Source organism: Streptomyces sp. NPDC054794, assembly GCF_053611585.1.
The window spans coordinates 1-19,068 of the sequence record NZ_JBSHAQ010000001.1; the positions used below are offsets into that span (position 1 = coordinate 1).

16 protein-coding genes are annotated in these 19,068 nt (G+C 69.8%); 1 reads left to right on the forward strand and 15 read right to left on the reverse strand.

Features of this window, described 5'->3' with window-relative positions; all coding sequences use genetic code 11:
• Positions 1-123: 123 nt before the first annotated feature.
• The 7 genes from ACWGKT_RS00005 to ACWGKT_RS00035 all read right to left on the reverse strand — a co-directional run bounded on the left by ACWGKT_RS00005 (position 124) and on the right by ACWGKT_RS00035 (position 7,016).
• Positions 124-1,023: a TauD/TfdA dioxygenase family protein gene (locus ACWGKT_RS00005; protein ID WP_453271779.1), complete on the reverse strand. Its 900-nt coding sequence runs from the start codon at positions 1,021-1,023 to the stop codon at positions 124-126.
• Between the two features lie 54 nt (positions 1,024-1,077).
• Positions 1,078-2,451 (reverse strand): LLM class flavin-dependent oxidoreductase, encoded by a 1,374-nt coding sequence (locus ACWGKT_RS00010; RefSeq protein WP_453271780.1) that lies wholly within the window; start codon positions 2,449-2,451, stop codon positions 1,078-1,080.
• Between the two features lie 55 nt (positions 2,452-2,506).
• The gene (locus ACWGKT_RS00015) at positions 2,507-3,463 is read right to left on the reverse strand and encodes an ABC transporter permease (RefSeq protein WP_453271781.1); all 957 of its coding nucleotides are present in this window, start codon (positions 3,461-3,463) and stop codon (positions 2,507-2,509) included.
• Positions 3,460-4,302, reverse strand: coding sequence for an ABC transporter ATP-binding protein (locus ACWGKT_RS00020; protein ID WP_453271782.1), 843 nt, complete (start codon positions 4,300-4,302; stop codon positions 3,460-3,462). Before ACWGKT_RS00020 ends, ACWGKT_RS00015 begins: the two co-directional genes overlap by 4 nt.
• A 3-nt stretch (positions 4,303-4,305) precedes the next feature.
• Complete coding sequence (locus ACWGKT_RS00025; RefSeq protein WP_356155985.1) at positions 4,306-5,343, reverse strand: ABC transporter substrate-binding protein; 1,038 nt, start codon at positions 5,341-5,343, stop codon at positions 4,306-4,308.
• Positions 5,344-5,524: 181 nt separating this feature from the next.
• The gene (locus ACWGKT_RS00030; RefSeq protein ID WP_356155982.1) at positions 5,525-5,617 is read right to left on the reverse strand and encodes a putative leader peptide; all 93 of its coding nucleotides are present in this window, start codon (positions 5,615-5,617) and stop codon (positions 5,525-5,527) included.
• Between the two features lie 142 nt (positions 5,618-5,759).
• Complete coding sequence (locus tag ACWGKT_RS00035) at positions 5,760-7,016, reverse strand: acyl-CoA dehydrogenase family protein (RefSeq protein ID WP_453271783.1); 1,257 nt, start codon at positions 7,014-7,016, stop codon at positions 5,760-5,762.
• Between the two features lie 525 nt (positions 7,017-7,541).
• Here ACWGKT_RS00035 and ssuE point away from each other — a divergent pair.
• The gene (ssuE, locus tag ACWGKT_RS00040; protein WP_453271784.1) at positions 7,542-8,099 is read left to right on the forward strand and encodes an NADPH-dependent FMN reductase; all 558 of its coding nucleotides are present in this window, start codon (positions 7,542-7,544) and stop codon (positions 8,097-8,099) included.
• 31 nt (positions 8,100-8,130) lie between these two features.
• Here ssuE and ACWGKT_RS00045 read toward each other — a convergent pair whose 3' ends face one another.
• From ACWGKT_RS00045 to ACWGKT_RS00080, 8 genes are all read right to left on the reverse strand, one after another.
• On the reverse strand, positions 8,131-9,279 hold the full coding sequence (locus tag ACWGKT_RS00045; protein WP_453271785.1) for an ABC transporter substrate-binding protein: 1,149 nt from the start codon (positions 9,277-9,279) through the stop codon (positions 8,131-8,133).
• 308 nt (positions 9,280-9,587) lie between these two features.
• Positions 9,588-12,419 carry a SpoIIE family protein phosphatase gene (locus ACWGKT_RS00050; RefSeq protein WP_453271786.1) on the reverse strand — a complete coding sequence of 944 codons (2,832 nt, stop codon included), beginning with the start codon at positions 12,417-12,419 and terminating at the stop codon, positions 9,588-9,590.
• A 329-nt stretch (positions 12,420-12,748) separates the two neighbouring features.
• Positions 12,749-13,912 (reverse strand): pyridoxal phosphate-dependent aminotransferase, encoded by a 1,164-nt coding sequence (locus ACWGKT_RS00055; protein WP_453271787.1) that lies wholly within the window; start codon positions 13,910-13,912, stop codon positions 12,749-12,751.
• Entirely contained in the window at positions 13,909-14,580 is a 672-nt protein-coding gene (locus ACWGKT_RS00060) for an acetoacetate decarboxylase family protein (protein WP_453271788.1), read from the reverse strand. Before ACWGKT_RS00060 ends, ACWGKT_RS00055 begins: the two co-directional genes overlap by 4 nt.
• A 3-nt stretch (positions 14,581-14,583) precedes the next feature.
• Positions 14,584-15,387 carry a hypothetical protein gene (locus tag ACWGKT_RS00065; RefSeq protein ID WP_453271789.1) on the reverse strand — a complete coding sequence of 268 codons (804 nt, stop codon included), beginning with the start codon at positions 15,385-15,387 and terminating at the stop codon, positions 14,584-14,586.
• Positions 15,384-16,529, reverse strand: coding sequence for a MalY/PatB family protein (locus tag ACWGKT_RS00070; RefSeq protein WP_453271790.1), 1,146 nt, complete (start codon positions 16,527-16,529; stop codon positions 15,384-15,386). The genes ACWGKT_RS00065 and ACWGKT_RS00070 overlap by 4 nt, the downstream gene beginning before the upstream one ends.
• A 394-nt stretch (positions 16,530-16,923) precedes the next feature.
• Positions 16,924-17,931, reverse strand: coding sequence for a UDP-glucose 4-epimerase GalE (gene galE, locus ACWGKT_RS00075; protein ID WP_453271791.1), 1,008 nt, complete (start codon positions 17,929-17,931; stop codon positions 16,924-16,926).
• Between the two features lie 83 nt (positions 17,932-18,014).
• Complete coding sequence (locus tag ACWGKT_RS00080) at positions 18,015-19,067, reverse strand: thioesterase domain-containing protein (RefSeq protein WP_453271792.1); 1,053 nt, start codon at positions 19,065-19,067, stop codon at positions 18,015-18,017.
• Position 19,068: the final 1 nt, after the last annotated feature.

Below are 19,068 nucleotides of genomic sequence, written 5' to 3' on the forward strand. Positions count from 1 at the left end.
GTTTATTTTACACTTGTGCGCCTCGCGTGGTTTAGTTCTGCCTTTGGTTTGGGGCCGGGGGGTCTCCGGCGGGGGTCGCGGGGGGGGGGGGGGCGCCTGCCCCCGCCCGGCGGCCGCGCGGCTTCAGGCCGCGGTGGGCGTGTAGTGGGAGGCGTCGTCGCCCTCGATGACGTGGCTGAGGGTGCCGTCGACACCGGCGGGGACATCGCCCGCGACGGTCACCCGGTGCAGCAGGCGCGGGAGGTCGCCGTAGTCGTCGGGGGCGTAGTGCTGGGTGATGCGGTTGTCGAACAGAACGAGGTCTCCCGGCGTCCAGGCCACGCGCACGACGTTCTCGGGGCGGGTGACGTACGACTGGAAGATGCGCAGCAGGTCGCGCGAGTCGGAGGGGCCGAGGCCGACGATGCTCTGCGCGAAGCCGCCGATGAACAGGCCGCGTTCCCCGGTCTCGGGGTGGACGCGGACGACGGGGTGCGCGGTGCGGTACTTCCGGGAGACGAAGCGCCTGTGATGCTCGGCGGCCTTCTCGTTCTTCGGGGCGGCGTAGTCGTGGTCGTTCGTGTGCACGGCCCACAGCCGGTCCGCCAGCTCGCGCAGCGGTTCGGGCAGATCCCGGTAGGCGGCCCCCGAGTTGGCGATGAGGGTGTTGCCGCCGTAGGGCGGGACCACGAGGGCGCGCAGGGTGGACGCCTTCGGCGGCGTCCGCACGAAGGTGACGTCCGTGTGCCAGCGGTTGGCGCGGATGCCCTCCTCGCCGTCGACGGGGAGGATCTGGGGCTGGTCCTCGACGGACGGCACGGTGGGGTGCGCGGTGGTGAGCTCGCCGAAGAGGGAGGCGAAGCGGAGCTGGCCCGCGTCGTCGAGCCGCTGGTCGCGGAAGACGAGCGCCTTGTGCTCCAGAAGCGCGGAGTGGATCTCGGTGACGACGGCCGGGTCGAGGTCGGCGGAGAGGTCCACGCCGAGGATCTCGGCGCCGATACGGCCGCCGATCCTGTGGATGTCGAAGCCGGTGCTGGTGGTCATGTGCGGGTGTCCTTTCAGGAAGTGATCAGGTGCGGTGATCGGCTGGGAGGGGGATCAGCCGCCGAGCGGGCCGGTACGGCTCGGGTGGTCCGCCACGGCTGTCGCGGTCAGCCGGTTGGCGGGGCGGGGCAGGCCGTAGTGCTCGCGCAGGGTGCGGCCGGTGTACTCGGAACGGAACAGGCCGCGGCGCTGCAGGATCGGCACGACGTGGTCGACGAAGTCCTCCAGGCCGCCCGGCAGATGGGGCGGCATGATGTTGAAGCCGTCGGCGGCGCCCTGGGAGAACCACTCCTCCAACTGGTCGGCGATCTGCTCCGGGGTGCCGGCGAAGACGCGGTGGCCGCGGCCGGCGCCGAGACGGGCGATGATTTCGCGCAGGGTGAGGCCGTCACGTCGGGCGAGTTCGGCGACGAGCGTGAATCGGCTCTTGTTGCCGTTGATGTCCCGTTCCTCGGGCAGTTCGGGCAGCGGCCCGTCCAGCGGCAGCCCGGTCAGGTCGGTGCCGAGCATCCCGGACAACTGGGCGAGCCCGTACTCGGGGACCTGCAGCTCGGTCAGCTCCCGTTCGAGCGCGCGGGCCTCGGACTCGGTCGAGCCGATGACGGGGGCGATGCCGGGAAGGACCAGCAACTGGTCCTCGGTGCGGCCGTGTCGGGCCAGCCGGGACTTGAGGTCCTTGGAGAAGGACTGGCCGTCGGCCAGGGTCTGCTGGGCGGTGAAGACGGCCTCGGCGTACCGGGCGGCGAACTCCTTGCCGTCCTCCGACGAGCCGGCCTGCACGAGCAGCGGATAACCCTGCGGCGTGCGCGGTACGTTCAGGGGTCCGCGCACCCCGAAGTACTCGCCACGGTGGTTGATCTCCCGCACCTTGTCGGTGTCGGCGTAGACGCCGCGCTCCCGGTCCAGCAGGATCGCGTCGTCCTCCCAGCTGTCCCACAGCTTGGTGGCGACCTCGACGAACTCCCGCGCCCGCTCGTAGCGCAGGCGGTGCTCCAAGTGCTCGTCCTGGCCGAAGTTGCGGGCCTCGTCGACGGTGCCGGAGGTGACGATGTTCCAGCCCGCCCGGCCACCGCTGATGTGGTCCAGGGAGGCGAACTTGCGGGCGGTGTGGAAGGGCTCGTTGAAGGTGGTGGAGACGGTGGCGATCAGGCCTATGTGCTCCGTGACCGCGGCCAGGGCGGACAGCAGGGTCAGCGGTTCGAAGCCGCCGAGCGCGTTGTGCCGGACCTTGCCCCACAGCGCCAGGCCGTCGGCGAGGAAGACGGAGTCGAACCGACCCCGCTCGGCGGTTCGCGCCAGCTGCTGGAAGTAGCGCAGATCGGTGAGCCGTTCGGGCTGGGTACGGGGGTGCCGCCAGGCGGCGTCGTGATGGCCGGCGTTCATCAGGAAGGCGTTCAGATGCAGTTGACGGGGGCTGGCCGCGGTCATGAGGTACCTCGGATCGGGGGGTGGGGCCGGGACAATGGGGGAGCGGGCGGCCGCGTCAGTGGTCCGCGGGTACGCGCCAGGAGCTGAGGCGCCGCTCCACGGTCACCAGGAACTGGTTGAAGGCCACGCCGATGACGGAGATCGTGAGGATGCCCGCGTACATCTGCGGGATCGCGAAGTTGTACTGCGAAGCGTTGATCAGGTAGCCGAGCCCCGCCTTGGCGCCGATCATCTCGGCGGCGACCAGAACCAGGACGGACGCCGCTCCGGCCAGCCGGATGCCGGTGAAGATCACCGGTACCGAGGACGGCAGGATGACCTTCTGGAACAGCCGGGGTGCGGACAGGTCCATCGACTTCGCCAGCTTCAGCAGGGTCGGGTCGACGTTGCGGACCGCGCTGACGGTGTTGAGCAGGATCGGCCAGGTGCAGGCGTACACCACGATGGAGATCTTCGAGGTCTCGCCGATGCCGAGCAGCAGCACGAACACCGGCAGCAGGGCCAGGGCCGCGGTGTTGCGGAAGACCTCCAGCAGGGGGCCGAGGAGGTCGGCGACCGGCCGGTACCAGCCGATCAGCAGGCCGAGCGGCACGGCGACGGCCACGGCGAGACCGAATCCGGTGAACGAGCGGACCAGGCTGGCGCGTGCGTTGTCGGCCAGCTGACCGTCGGCCGCCAACCCCCACCAGGCACGGGCGACCTCGCTGAACGGCGGCAGGAAGGTCCGGTCGACCAGTCCGAGTCGCGGGGCGGCCTCCCACACCAGCAGCAGCGCCACGATCGCCACGGACTTGGTCGCGCCCTTCAGCAACAGGTACGGCAGCCGGCGGACCGCTCGGCGGACCCGCGCCGCCGGGGGAAGGACGCGGCGCGTGCCCGACGCCGGTGTACCGGGTGGCGTGGCGGACGCGGGAGCGGCAGCGGCAGTAGGCGGACTCGGGACCGAACCGGCGAGAGGGGCAGAGGCCGGTGTCCCGGTCCGGTCGGTGGCCGCGCGGGTCGTGGAGCTCATACGGAAGCCTCTTCCTTCTCCAACTGCTGGGCCCTGGCCACCTCGTCGTGCAGCAGCGACCAGATCTGGTGCCGGTACCGCGCGAACTCGGCACTGGAGCGCGGGTCGTCCGTCGCGGTACGCGCGTCGAGGGAGACCGGCACGATCCGTTTGATACGGCCCGGCCGCGACGTCATGACGGCGACCCGCTGTCCCAGATAGACGGCCTCGTCGATGCCGTGCGTGATGAACACGACGGTCTTGCCGGTGCGTTGCCAGATGCGCAGCAGCTCGTCCTGCAGCGATTCCCGGGTCTGGGCGTCCAGCGCGGCGAACGGCTCGTCCATCAGGAGCACATCGGGGTCGTAGGCGAGGCTGCGGGCGATCGCCACCCGCTGCCGCATGCCACCCGACAGCTCATGCGGATGGCGGTCCTCGAACCCGGACAGGCCCACCAGGTCCAGGAACTCCCGGGCGCGCGCCGCACGTTCACGTCGCGGAGTGCCGGTGGCCTCCAGACCGAACTCGACGTTGCCCCGGGCCGTGCGCCACGGCAGCAGCGCGTACTGCTGGAACACGACGCCTCGGTCCAGGCCGGGTCCGGTGACGGGTCTGCCGTCAAGCAGGATCTGGCCGCTGGTGGGTCGGGCGAGGCCACCGAGGAGGTCGAGCAGAGTCGACTTGCCGCAGCCGCTGGGACCGACCAGGACGACGAACTCGCCGGCCGCTATGTCCAGGTTGATACCGTCGAGGGCGGTGAACCCGGTTGCCCGCCCGGCCCGGTGCGCCGCCCGGTCCTTGACGGTGAACTCCTTGCGCACCTGCTTCAGTGAGATCTTGGATGGGGTGGATTCCGGCACGGGTCAGCTCCCGCTCGTCGAAGGGGAAGAAGCGCCGTTGAACGCATTCGTGTAGAGGTCGGCCAAGGTGACCTGGCCCTTCTTGATGTCGCCGCGCTCGACCAGCCAGTCGATCCACAGCCGCAGTTCCTTGCCGGTGATGCGGCCCGCGCGCTCGACGACCCCGAAGGAGCGCCAGTACTTCAGTGGCGCGGTGTCCTCGTTGCGGCCGCGCCTCTTGACGATGTCCGTCATCCGGGCGACGACTTCGTCGTGCGGGGTGGAGCGAGCCCACTCGATGGCTCTGCCCGTGGCGGTGACGAAGGTCCGGGCCGTGTCGGGGTTCTGCTTCAGGAAGCGGTCGGTCATCACATAGGTGCCGGCGCTGAAAGCGCCGAGCAGCTGGTAGTCGGTGAACAGGGGGCGGATTCCGCCGGCCGCCAGGGCCTTGTCGCGCAGGATGCCGCCGAGCACGGCCACGTCTATCTGCTTCTGGCGCAGCGTCTGCTCGGTGTTGACCGGAGGCACCACCAGTGGCTCGACCTTGCCGATGTCCGCACGGGACAGACCGCCTCGCTGCAGATAGATGTCGAGCATGGCCTCGGCATGGGCGCCGAGGGTGTTCATGCCGACCTTCTTGCCGATCAGGTCCCGGGCCGAGCGCAGGGGGCTGTCATCGAGCACGTAGAAGCCGTTGTAGGCGTACTTGTCGGAGCCGTAGTAGCTGATGACCGCCTTGAGGGGGGCGCCGTTCGCGGCGAGTTTGACGACCGCGCCGTTGAACGCCCCGCCGAAGTCGACCTGGCCCGTGGCCGCGGACTGGATGTCCTGCGGTCCGCTGATCGTGTTGCCGATCCACTTCAGCTTCACGTCGCCCAGGTAGCCGAGGTCCTCGGCCAGTTCCGGCAGGGTGACCTGGCCCGCCCAGCCCTGGTAGCGCAGCGTCTTGGTCCCGCCCTTGCCGGCGGTGGCTCCGTTCGCGGTCGTGCCGCACCCCACGGCCACCGCCGAAAGGCCGAGCAGAGAGAGGAATTGGCGTCGGTTCGATGCCGTCGTGGCCATGGAGAGTTCCTGTTCGAAATCGATGAAAGCGGCTGGAATGCGCACGGCTTTTCACGGGTACGCGCGTTCCTCCCGAAAGGCGTCGCGGGAGGTGAACGAAGCCGTTCTCACGGCAAAAGCCGGACGGCGGTGAAGAGACATCACACCGACTGCGGACTACAGCGCTCGAAAGCGGCGCGTGTCAGTGGGTGCGGCGACCGACGGCACAGAGGGCGCTGGCCTGACGTCGCAGATCGACGTGCAGGCGCGCGGCGAGGTACGCGGACGTGCTCACGTAAAAGAGCGTCGCAGCGAATTCCGGCCAGGTCAACGTCACTTGCGCGGACGTCTCATGTTCTCAACCGTCCGACACGCGGGTGAAGTACCGCGTTCACAAATCCGCGGACGCCGGGGGAGCAAAGTCAGGGGGCGCAAAGTCAGACGGGCAGCACGAACGGTGGGTGCGCACCGTTGAGGAAATAGTCCCCGACGTCGCGGAGTCGGTGAGTGACGGGCTCGTACAGGGTGTGGGTGCGGGCATTGCGCCAGAAGCGGTCGAAGCCGAGCCGCGAGGAGGCGGAGCGGGTGCCGATGATGTCGAGGGCGCGGGCCGTGGACTCCTGCGCGGCCCGGGACGCCGCGGCCTCGGCCATGGCCACGAGCACCGAGGTCTCGGCGTACTCGTCGTGGGTGAGGTCCTCGCCGCGGGCCAGCCCGCCGTGCACGGCCTCCAGTGCCTGATCGGCGAGCGCGGACGCGGAGCGGGTCAGGACGGTGAGTTCTCCGTAGACGGCCAGCGCCTGCGGGTCCTGGGGAGAGCCGGCCGGCCGGCCGGAGTGCCCCGGCGCGTGGCTCGTCCCGTTGTACGCCCGGCTGTACTCCCGGGCCTCGGCGAGCACTGCCTCGGCCGTGCCGAGACGGAGCTGGACGGACAGGAGTCGCCCGACGGGCGACACCAGAGCGGCCCTGGGCGACAGGAGGTCCTCGTCCACGGCCAGCGAACCGAGTACGTCGTCGGCGGCGACCGGTACGGCGTCGAACTCCACGCTCCCGCCGGCCGCGAGCCGCTGGCCGAAGGTGTCGGCGTCGCCGTCGATCCCCACGCCGCCATGGGCGGGATCGACGACGACGGCGAGTGGTTCACCGGTCTCGGCCCGCACGGCTCGTACGGCGAGACGGTCGGCGACCAGGACACCGGTCGCGTAGTTCTGCCGACCGTTGAGCACACGGCCGCCGCGTGTCCTGGTCAGCGTCAGCGGGTGTTCCTGACGGGCAAGACCACCACCCCAGCACCACCGCTTTGCCGTGGACTGCCGCTCGACCTGGGCCGCCGGGGCGGGCTCGCCGTAGTGCCGCGCGGTCCACGCCAAGAAGTAGTGACAGCCCAGCAGTTGACCGATCGCACCGTCGGCCGCGGCGATCTCCCGGACGACGGCGTAGGCCGTGGGCCAGTCCGCGCCGCCTCCCCCGAACCCGGCCGGTTGAAGGAGCGTCAGCAGTCCCGCCTCGCGCAACCGGGACACTTCGTCGAACGGGGCCTTGCCCGCCTGTTCCCGGGCCGCCGCGTCCGTGGCCAGGTTGTCCGCCGTCTCGCGGGCCACGCGCAGCCAGTACGCGCGGCCGGGCCCGGTCCGCTCGGACTCCGGCCGGTCGGATTCCCGGGTGGGGCCGGACGGGGCAGGGACAACGCCCATGGGAGAGGTCTCCTCAGGTCAACGACAGGACGACCGAGTGGGCCGGAAGCTTTGACTCCGGCAGCTCGAACTCCAGGTGGGGCGGGTCGAGTTCGCTTCCCTAGTAAATCTATAGGAAATATAGGGAACGCAACAGCGCGGGTCGGCTCGGGGGTGGTCCGGCATCCGGTCCGTGGTTGACGAGACGCGCGACGTACTGCTCAATGGGGCCCATGAACGCCGAGCAGCGCCTGGTCACGCGCGACCACATCGACTTCGGTCGGGTGTGGTCGGCCGCGTGTTGCGCCTGACACGGCAGCGGCCGTCCTACCGGCCCCTCCCTCCCTCGGTCACCCCGTAGCGGGCCGAGTTCCTCGCTCGGCGGCGCCGCCGTAGCTCCGTTTCGTTCGAGCGGCGCCGTGACGCGGCCGTCCACGCAGACGGCCCGCGCGGGAGCCGTGCCTTGCGCACCGCGCCGATCGCGCACCGACCGCACCGTTCCCGCCCCAGTCCCACGCTTGCGCTCACGCTCACGAAGGGTCCGTCATGGCCACCGTCCTGTCCGTCTCCGGAAGTCCCTCCGCCACCTCCCGTACCGCCCGTCTGCTGCGCCACCTGGACAGACGCCTGACGAGTCAGGGACACGAGGTGATCCCGCTGGACGTACGCACCCTCCCCGCCGAGGCCCTGCTCGGCGCCGACTTCCGGCACCCGGCGGTCGTCGAGGCGACCGAACTGTTCGACCGCGCCGACGGGATCGTGATCGGTACGCCCGTCTACAAGGCCGCCTACTCCGGCCTCCTGAAGTCTCTGCTGGACCTGCTGCCGCAGTACGCCCTCGTGGGCAAGACGGTCCTTCCGCTGGCGACCGGCGGAAGCACGGCGCACGTCCTGGCGATCGACTACGCGTTGCGCCCGGTGCTCAGTTCCATGGGCGCCACGCACATCGTCCAGGGCTGGTTCACGCTGGACAAGGACATCGCGGTGGGCGACGACGGCACGCCGACCGTCGCACCGGGCCCCGCCGAAGCCCTCAACCAGGTAGTCGACCGGTTCTCCGAAGCCCTCGACAGCCGTAAGACCCTGCTGACGGCCACCGGATGAGCGCCGGACCCGGCCCGGCGGCCGCCACCGATCAAACCGGCCGGCCGGAGACGGCCTTGGCCCAGCCCTGGTTGACGGTCTCCTCCGCCTTCTCCAGTTGCGCGTCGGTCGGGAACTGAGGCGTTCCCTCAACCGTCGGCAGTCGTTCGGCGGCGGCCTCGTCGAGGGTGCCGTCCTGCCTCATGGCGTCCATGAGGACCGGGCGGGCGTACGCGCGCAGCCGGAGGTTCTGGCCCTCCGGGCTGAAGAGGTACTCCTGCCACAGGCGGGCAGCCGCCGGGTGCGGGGCGTTCTTGTTGATCGCGAGCGCGTAATACTGGGCGAAGCTCCCGTCGAAGGGGATCGCGACCTTCCAGTTCACACCCTTGTCACGGAGCGCGTCGACGTAGTGGAGGTTGATGTAGTCCCAGTTGATGCTGATGGGGGTCCGGCCACTCGCGACCGTGGCCGAGTTGGAATTGACCGGGGTGAAGTTGCCGCGCTTCTCGAGTTCGGCGAAGAAGTCGAGACCGGGCTGGACGTCGTCGAAGGACCCGCCGTTCGCCAGCGCGGCCGCGTAGACACTGGCAAAGGCCGTGGCCGAGCGGGGCGGGGCGCCTTCGAGCGCGACCTTGCCCTTGTAATCGGGCTTCAGCAGATCGGCGAAGGTCTCCGGACAGGGTTTGACCCGGTTGGCATCACAGCCGATGGAGATGTAGCCCCCGTAGTTGTTGGACCAGCGTGCCTGCGCGTCCTTCTGATTACCGGGAAGCGACTCGTAAGAGGCCACCTGGTACGGCGCGAGAAGATTCTCCGCCGCTGCTTGCCGTGCGAACGTGTCGCCCACGTCGATCACGTCGGGCGCTGTCGGCCGGTTCCCGCTCTTTCGCAGGGCGTCGATCTCGTCCTCGCTGTGGCCCAGCGGATCCTCGACCGTGACCTTGATCCCGTACTTCTTCTCGAAGCCGTTGATCAGGCCGCCGTAGTTGGCCCAGTCACGCGGCAGCGCGATAGCTCTGAGCTCGCCCTCCTTTTTCGCTGCGGCGATCAGCGCGCGCATGCCGCCCATGCTCTCGGCGGACGTGGCCGCCGACGGCTTCGCGAGGCCGGCGGTCGGGGTCTCCTCGCAGGCGCTCAGGCCCAGTGCCACGAGAGCGGAGCAGCCGAGGACCGCCGCTGCTCGGGCACACGCTGTGGTCACGGCTGCTCCCGGACGTGGGGGACGAGGTGGTCGCCTCGATGCGCTGCCGGCGGCGCCACTGGGTCCGCAGTGGCGAGTCTCCCGCTGCGCCTCCCGGTTTCCTCGGCTCCTCGGCGCCGACGAAGTGGTCATCGAGGCCAGGGTACCCGGCCGCCTCGATGGCGGAATGTCGCCCGGGCGGCCCGCGATCAGCGTCTTTTCCCCGGCACTCGGCTTCGCCGTGAGCCCCGGGCCCCGCCGGGGCCCGCCGGACCCGCCTCGGCACGCGGCGTTCGCGACGGTGGCGGGACGGGACGTACCGGCTCACCTCACAGCGCGGTGTCATCCCATTGGTCGAGCAGGAGCTCGCCGAGTCCCTCCGCCTCCGGCGTGGCGTCGTGACGCAGGGAGTGTTCGGCCCAGATGACCTTGCCGGTGGTCGTGTAGCGGGTCCCCCAGCGTTCGGCGAAGCGGGCGACCAGGAAGAGTCCGCGGCCGCCCTCGTCGGTGGCCTTCGCCCGGCGCAGCCGCGGCGAGGTGCTGCTGCCGTCGGCGACCTCGAAGATCAGGCTGCCCGCGTCGGGGCTGCCCATCGGCTCCGTACGGAGCAGCCGCACGACGATGGGCTCGGCTCCGTAGCGGATGGCGTTGGTGATCAGCTCGCTGAGGATGAGTTCGGCGGTGAAACCGAGCTGCTCCAGCCCCCAGTCCGCCAGTCGGCGGGCACAGTCGGTGCGCACGGGGGCCACCGCCGCCGGGTCGCGGGGCACCTCCCACTCGGCGACCTGATCCGGTCCGAGCCGGCGTGTGCGGGCCACCAGCAGCGCGATGTCGTCCCGGGACCGGTCGGACAGCATGGCCTCCATCACCGCCGCGCAGGTGGCCTCCGGCGTGCGCCCGGGCCCGGCCAGAGCGTCGCGCAGGGCCCGCAGGCCGGCGTCCAGGTCCCGGGTGCGGTCCTCGATCAGCCCGTCGGTGTAGAGCACCAGCCGGGAATCCTCGGGCACGGTGAGCTCGGCGGTCTCGACCGGCAGGCCGGCTCCGAGTCCCAGTGGCGGGGAGACGGGCAACTGAGGGAAGTCGACGGTCCCGTCGGGCCGGACCACCGCTGGTCCCGGGTGGCCGGCGGTGGCGATGGCCAGTCGCCCGGAGGTGGGGTCGTACACGGCGTACTGGCAGGTCGCCCCCGTGATCATCCCCTGTCCGTCCTCCGCCGCGGCGACCTCCTCGGCGTCGAGCTGCGCCACCAGCTCGTCCAGCCGGCCCAGCAGCTCCTCCACGGGCAGGTCCAGGCCGGCGAAGTTGCGCACGGCGGTGCGCAGCCGGCCCATCGTCGCCGCGGCGTGCAGGCCGTGACCGACGACGTCGCCGACGACCAGCGCCACCCGGGTACCGGACAGCGGGATGACATCGAACCAGTCCCCGCCCACCCCGGCCTGGGCCGGCAGATAGCGGTAGGCCACGTCCAGTGCGGACTGCTCGGGAAGCGCGCGGGGCAGCAGGCTGTGCTGCAGGGTGACGGCCATGGTGTGTTCGCGGGTGTAGCGGCGGGCGTTGTCGATGGACACCGCCGCCCGGGCGGCCAGCTCCTCGGCGAAGGACACGTCCTCGTCCTCGAACGACGGGGAGCCCTGCGCGCGCCAGAAGACCACCACACCCAGCACCACGCCGCGGGCGCGCAGGGGCACCACGAGCATGGAGTGGATGCCGTGGTCGAGGACCCGCCGGGCACGCTCGGGCTGCTGGGCCCGCCAGGCGTCGGAGGCGCTCAGGTCCCCGACCAGGACCGGGCGGCCCTCGGCCATCGCCGTGGAGACGGGCTCGGCGGGAACGAGCCGGATCAGCTCGTGGACGGGGTGGAGGGGATGGCCCGCGTCGAGACCGGCGACGGCGCTGCGGCGCAGCTCGGTGATCCCGCTGGGCCCGACGGAGGTTTCCTCGCCGCGCAGCACCGGGTCCAGCAGATCGACGGTGACGATGTCGGCGAATCGGGCCGCCGCCACCTCGGCCAGTTCCTCGGCCGTGCGTTTCACGTCGAGCGTGGTGCCGATCCGCAGTCCGGCGTCGTAGAGCGACTGCAACCGTTCGCGCGCCACCTCCGCCCGGCCGGAGAGGGCTCGCAGTTCGGTGGTGTCCCGGAGCGTGACCACGCTGCCTGCCGGTCCGTCGGGTGCGGTGAGCCGCTTGCTGACCGCGAGCAGCCGGTCGGCCGCCAGGTACACCTCGTCGGTGGCGGGGCGGTCGGAGGCCAGCAGCCCGGCGAGGTCCTCGTCCAGCCCCAGTTCGGTGATGTGCCGCCGCTCCGTGTCCGCCGGCAGGTCCAGAAGCCGTCGTGCCTCGTCGTTGGCCAGCAGCAGTCGGCCGTCACCGCCGACGATCAGCACTCCTTCCCGCACCGCGTGCAGCACCGCGTCGTGGTGCTCGTACATCCGGGTCATCTCGGTCGGCGCCAGGCCGTGCGTCTGCCGCCGCAGCCGCCGGCTCACCAGACCCGACCCGCCCGCGGCGACCACCAGGGCCGTGGCGGCGCCGCCGAGGAGGAACGGCAGCTGCCGGTTCACTCTCTGCTGCACCGTCTCGACGGTGACCGGCACGGAGACGATGGCGATGACCGAGCCGTCGGGACCCCTGACGGGTACCGCCGAGATCACGGAGAGCCCCAGTGTGCCCTTGAACGTACTCGTGAACGGCTTGCCGGTCGCCGCCGCCGCGTAGGGCCCGATGACGCGTTTCCCGATCTGGCGCGGGTCGCTGTGGGCGAGGGTGATCCCGTTCAGCCCGTACACGATGACGGCGTCGACGCCCGCGGCCTTCCGGGCCGCCTGGACGTGCGGCTGCAGTTCCGCGGTCGGGTTCGCGCTGTCCACTGCCGCCACGATGCCCGGGGAGTGCGCGAACGTCTGTGCGGCGGTGAGCGTCCGGTGGCGGGCGTCCGCCATCACATCGCGTTGAGCCTGCACGAGGAGCGCCACCAGGGCGGCGGCGACGAGCAGCATCACGACCGCCAGCTGGAACAGGAAGACCTGGCCCGCGACGCTGTGCACGCTCAGCAGCGAGCCCGACCGCCACGCCTCGTCCGCCGGGCGGGGCCGACCGGGGCGATGTGCCTTCGTGGACGCATCAGGCGCATCGTGCCCTGATTGCCCTGAAACACCGCTCATATCCTCTTTCTATCGTTTTCCATCGCTTTTGGATGGTCAACCGCGAGGCGACCGGGACACCGCCCGGAACGGAGAGCGCGCCGAGAGCCCGTGCGGCGCGTGCGCACGTGACTGGCGCGACGCCAGAAAGGGCATATGGGGGTTCCACGGGTCAGAGCCATGATTGCGGCGTCCTGGTCAGCGCACCCGGCCTGCGGCTGCCTCCCCTCGCTGCAGGCCCGCCGAGGCGCCCGCTCGGCGCAGGACCGGACGGCTCCGAAGAGGAGCTATCGGAGCGTGATCGGCTACGCCACCACGAGGGACACGACCTGGATCCGTTGAGCGACTGGTCAGGAGAGCCGTTCCCGTGCCGTCGCTATGACGTCGCGAGGGCGGTTGAACGCGATGCGGACGAAACGGTCTCCGTGCTTCGGATCCGAGAAGAAGGGGCGTCCGGGCGCTATGAGCACCCCGCGTTCCTCCAGCAGTGCCGTGGCGAAGCTGTCGCAGTCCGGGTGCCTGTCGTCGAGGCGTCCGAAGGCGAAGCAGCCGCCCTCGACCGGGCCGAAGGAGATGCCCAGGCCCGCGAACGCGGCCGTCACCTCGTCACGGTGGGCCTGCAGAGCCGCGGCGCGTTCTCGGGCGAGTGCGGGCCGGATTCCCACTTGGCCCAGCGAGATCTGCAGCGGTGCGACGGTCCCCGACGTCGTCACCTCGTGCACGCGCCGCAGCACTCGGGTCCGCTGCGCGGTCGCGCGCAGATAGCCGAGCCGCCAGCCGCTGATCGCGTGGCTCTTGGACAGTGAGCCGACGACGATCGCGCGTTCCCGCAGCCCGGGGACGTCCGCGACGGAGCGGTGGTGCCTGCCGTCGAACACCAGGTGGCAGTAGACCTCGTCGGACACGGCCACCGCGTTCCATCGTTCGCACAGCTCGGCGACGAGCTCCAGGTCTTCCTCGCCGAGCATCCGCCCCGTGGGGTTGCTGGGGCTGTTGAGGATGATCGCCTTCGTGCGCGGCCCGAAGGCTTTCCGCAGTTCGTCGTGCGGCAGCCGCCAGTCCGGTTCGCGCAGCGACACGTGGCGGGGAACGCCGCCGGCCAGCCTGACCGCGCCGAGGAAGTTCTCGTAGAACGGCTCGAGCAGCACCACCTCGTCGCCTGGATCGAGTACGGACTGCAGCGCAACGCACAGTGCCTCGGTGCCGCCGGCCGTGATGGTGATCTCGGTGTCCGGGTCTGCGGGGGTGTCGAAGGAGCCGGCGATGCTCTGCCGAAGGGTGGCCTCCCCCTGCGGTGGCAGGTACTGGTTGTGGCCCGCGCGCAGTGCGGCGACCGCAGCCTCCACCAGGGTCGGCTCCGTGACGGGGAACCGTGGTGTGCCGACCGCGAGGTCCACCACGTCCCGGCCTGCCGCACGCGTGAGAAGTCCGGCGAGTGAGCTGTCGGTCAGTCCGCGCGCTCGGTGAGCGACCTGACCGAACGAGGAGTCGTCCGGCACGGCAGCCGAGGTCATCCGACGCTCCCTTCGGCGGGGTGCATGTCGACGAGGGTGTAGGTGTCCTCGATCTCGTAGAGCTGACGCGCGGTCACCTGTCGCCCGGCGACCCATTGTTCCGTCCTCAGGAGCCGCGGATGGCGGATGCCGATGCGCCGGTAACCCTCGCTCTGCAGGGTGGTGAAGCCGTGTGAACGCACGGCACCGACGGAGTAGTCCGTCCAGAGCAGGAAGGGGTACTGCTGCTCTGGCGGCAGCGGCAGTGGTTCCTTTCGCTCGGAGGCCTCGGGCGCTCCGCGCAGGTCGAGATTGAGCTCGGGTACCGCGAGGACCATCGGGTCGGTCCTGTCGGGCCGCCGGGAGAACTTCTTGTGGAAGCCGAGGATGTAGCCACGGATGAGTGAGTACTCGTGGTCCACATAGGTGACGACCGGGTGCAGGTAGTTACGGCCCCGGTACTGGACCGGGATCTTCACCAGAGTTTCGAGGAACTCGATCGAATGATGCCCGGAGACTTCCGAATGGACCTGGCAGGTCGAGATTATGAATCGTTTCGCCCGGAGTTGGTCCAGGAGTTCCTCGGGCAGTCCAGGTGCCGCGAGGCTCCTGAAGTCCACGGCCGTGGGTTCGTCGAACAGCACAGTGCGGGAAACGGTGGAAAAGGTGTTGGGCAGGACGACGGACACGGCTCATCCCCTCTCGATGGCCGGGCGGGCCATGACGAACGACTCGGCGAAGGTCAGGCCTTGGTTCTCGAGGAACGTCAGATCGCGCACCGCGTGGAACGGCTCCGCACCGGTGCGCGCCTCCTGCCACTGCCGCAGGAACTCACGCGTCGACGGCAGCGGCTCGATGCCCAGGTCCTCGACCAGGCAGAGCAGCGCACGTGCGGCGCCCTCGCTCAAGGTCCGTACGTCGCGGCCCGTCCGCAGTTCGGGCGTGAGACGGAACGCGGTGTACGGACGGAACTCCTCGTTCCCGGAGCCGATGTCCCCGGCCAGATGCCTGAGCCACCGCACGGCCTTTCCCACGTTGAGTTCCTGCTGGGCATGGCCCGACTTGGCAAGGTAGTACGCGACCGGTTGCATCCGCCATGACAGTGTGTCCCCGGCAGCCAGGGGCCGCATCGTGTCGCATCGGGCTTGGATCCCGAGATCGTCCCAGACGAATGGGCGGTTGCCCGTGCTGAGTACGAAGGTCGCCTGCCGGGCGCGCAGGAAGTTGTCCGCCAGGGTGATGGAGGCCGTACACGGAATGTCGAAGCGGTCCGCCATCTCCTCCATGAGAGGGACGAGCCGCCGGCGTGCGTCACGCAGTTCGCCCGCGGACTCGATGATGGGTATCAGATCGAGGTCGGATGTCACCCGGCCGTCCGCGGAGACACGGAAATCTCCTCTCGTCACGGAGCCGGATGTCGTCAGTGACAGCCCGGGCAGACCGGAGAAGGTCTTCTCCAGCCGTGGCCACAGCTCGGTGATCTCGTCCTTGTTCATCGGATTCCCTTCAGGAGTTCGCTGCTCATCGCGTCGACGGCCCTCGCCAACCGCTCCGCGGGGAGGGCGAAATTCAGTCTCACGAAACCCGGGGTCCCGAACTCGGCACCCTCGTACAGAGCGACTCTCGCGCGCTCCCTGAAGAATGCGGCCGGTTCGTTCACCGGAAGCCCACGGCAGTCCAACCAGGCGAGATACGTGGACTCCGCAGGCGCGTATGTCACGCCCGGCATACGGGTGTCCACCGCGTCGGCGAGGTAGCTGTTGTTGGCACGGAGTTGGGCCAGGGTGTCGGCAAGCCACGCCTGCGCGTCCGGGTGCTCGCAGGCTATGGGCAGGGCTGCCACACCCAGTCGTGAGACTGAGCGAATGTAGTAGTCGGAGACGGTGCTCCAGGTCTTCGCGTCGGTCTCCGACGTGAAGATGAGCTGGGCGCACTTGAGGCCCGAGATGTTCCAGGCCTTCGATGCCGAGGTGGCGGTGATGGTGTGTGCCGCCGTGCGCTCGCTCAGCGAGGCGTAGGCGAGGTGCGGCCGGTCACTGAGATTCAGCGGCGCGTGCACCTCGTCACTGAACACCCTCGCCCCGTGGGCGTCGACGATACAGGCCAGTTCGGCCAGTTCCGCCCTGCTGTAGAGCCGGCCCGTCGGGTTGTGCGGGCTGCAGAGGACGACGAGGGACCCACCCCGCGCCAGGGCCTCGTCGATACCGGCCAGATCCATGCGGTGGCCGTGCTCGTCCAGGATGCCCGGCACCTCGATCACCGGGTGACCGAAGAACCGGGGGACGGTGAGAAACGGGGTGTAGGCCGGTGTCGGAACGACCACTGCCTGACCGGGCTGCATGAAGTGCCGGATGACCGCGCCGAACCCGCTCACTATGTCACTGACGAAAGCGATGGTGTCCGGCGTGATCGACCAGCCGTACGCACAGTCCATCCAGGCAGTCAGGGACTCACGGGCCAATCCGAGGCTGTGGGGGTCGTTGTATCCGAGTGTTCCGGAGGCAGACTGCTCCCCAAGCATGTGGCGTAGCGGTTCGGCGACACCGAAGGCCATCTCCGCCACCCATGCCCCGATCGTGCCTGGATACTTCGCGTCCAGCAGCGACACGGGGGCCGAAGAGCCGTATGTCTCGGGCATGGTCACACTCCATCCATGTTCTCGTTCATGACCCGCTTCGAGGGCACGCCCACATGCCCGGGCGTCCGGGACGCGGGGGCGAGTGGAGCGCTCAAGGGGCGGGAAACCGATGAGGTCGGGGGAGTGACCGAGGCTGCTGCCGTGTTCACGCGGGTGGCAGCGGTGCGCTGGACGTCGCGTCGCATGCGCGGGCCGATCGGGCCCGCTCGCCGGATTCCTGGGCGCCACCGGACGGGCGGATCACCACGTGATTGCGGAACACCGAGCTCAACGGCCGGCGGCGGGCCGCGGCGGCCGGTTCACCGAACCGGCCGCGGTGGGCGGCTGGGTCAATCCCCCGTCGGCGGGCGGGGACGCCGCCAGGCTCCCCGCCCGCCGTGGTATCTCTGTGTCGTCAGCCGGACAGGTCGATGACGGACTCCCGCTTCGCGAACCAGGCCAGCGTGTCCCGGATCCCCTCTTCGAGGGAGTGCTCCGGACGCCAGTCGAGGAGTTCCTCGGCTCGTGCGCTGCGGCAGAACGCACCGGCGTTGTCACCGGGGCGGGGACCGGCCTCGACGGCGGGCAACGGCGCGCCGTTGACCGCCGCGAAGGCGTCGAGCAGTTCGCGCACCGTGGTGCCCGTACCGGTTCCGAGGTTGATCACCTGGTACGTGGCATCGCCGTCGGCGGGCAGGAAGAGGTCGAAGCGGCGCAGCGTCTGGACGTGGGCCTGCGCCAGGTCCCAGACGTGCACGTAGTCGCGGATGCCGGACCCGTCCCGGGTGGGCCAGTCGACGCCCGTGATGGTGAACGGCTCACCGCTGTCGAGCGCCTCGATCATCTTGCCCAACGCGTGGCTGGGTCGACGCACCTGCAGCCCGGTGCGCAGTTCGGGGTCCGCGCCGATGGGGTTGAAGTAGCGCAGCGACACCACGCGGATGTCTCCGGTGGAGCTGATGTCCTTGAGCGCCGTCTCGAACAGGGCCTTGGTCCGGGCGTAGGGGCTCAGCGGTGCCAGCGGTGCCTCCTCGTCCACGGCGAAGTCCTCGCCCGCGTCATAGATGGAGGCGGAGGAACTGAAGACGAAGCGCCGACACCCGTTGCGGACGACGTGCCCGATGAATTCGATGCCCTTGGCCACGTTCTCCGTGTAGTAGCGGAGCGGCTGGGCGACGGACTCCGGCACGACGATGAGCGCGGCGCAGTCGATGACTGCCTCGATCTCGGGGTGCTCGGCGAAGATGCGGTCGACAAGCCCGCCGTCGGCGATGTCCCCTTCGTAGAACGCGCGCCCCTGCGTGAACTCCTTGCGGCCGGTGACGAGGTTGTCCAGGATGACCGGCTCGATGCCGCTGTCCTGACAGGCGGAGGCAACGGTGCTGCCGATGAAGCCGGCGCCGCCGGCGATGAGAACCTTCATACGAGTTCCTTGGTGAGGGGACTGATCACGGCTACCAGCCGCGGGGCCTGAAGATAGCTGAGCCGGCCACCGGAATCGGATCGTCAAACTTCTGTTCGCCGGACGGACAGATCAAGTTCGGCGAGCGACGCCTCGATCGCCATGAGGGTGGGCTGGTGGCGCAGCATCTCGTAGTGGCCCACCGGCACGTCGTGGCAGCGGAAGTCCTTCAGGCCCATCTCCGTCCAGTCGTCGACCTGCTGGGACATCTGCACCAGGTCGTCGGGATCGAGCCGGTCGGCCGTCGAGAACAGTCGTACAGGGATGTCCAGCGGCGACGGAACGTACCCCACGATCGCCAGCCAGAGGGATCCGAACACCCGCAGTCTCGCCTCGAAGGCCGTGAAGTCGGCCTCGACGATGTCCACGCCGTGGTTCCTGAGCGCCTCGAAGACCTGGTGGGCGTCGAGGGTTCCCGGTCCGAGGTTCAGTCCGGCCGACCGGGCGATGGACTTCAGTCGGTCGTCGATGACCTCCTCGAGCACCAACGGCGGTGTGAGGAGGGATGTGTTGAGCAGTGTCACGGACACCACGTTCCAGCCGGACTCGCGGAGCACCCGTGCGAGCTCGTAGGCGAAGACACCTCCCGAGCAGTAGCCGGCGAGGTGCACCGTGCGCGGCAGCTCGGATTCCTTCATCACGCGGGCGAAGTCGGTGACCATGTCGTCGAGCCGGGTCAGGGGTGCCCCGTCCGCGGGGTTCAGCCCGAGGGCCTGGAGTCCGTGGACGGGCCTGTTGATGGGCTTGTCACCGAGTGGTTGCAGCCCGATGACGCCGCCTCCGCCGGAGGGCAGGAGCACCAACGGGATGCCGTCCCCCTGTCCGTTCAGCGTGACCAGCCGGCGCGCGGCGGGCGGGGTGCCCTGTCTGAGGCATTCGCTGATGGCGCGGAAGGTCTGGGCGTCGAAGACCACCTGAAGAGGCAGCTCCACGTCGAAGGCGGTACGCAGCGCGGACGTCAGCCGGGCAGCGCGCAGCGAGTTGCCCCCGGCATCGAAGAAGTTGGTGTCGAGGCTGTTCGGCGGCGAGCCGAGGACCCGTGCCCATTGCGCAGCGACCACCACCTCCACGGCATCCCGCTCGACATATGTGGGCATG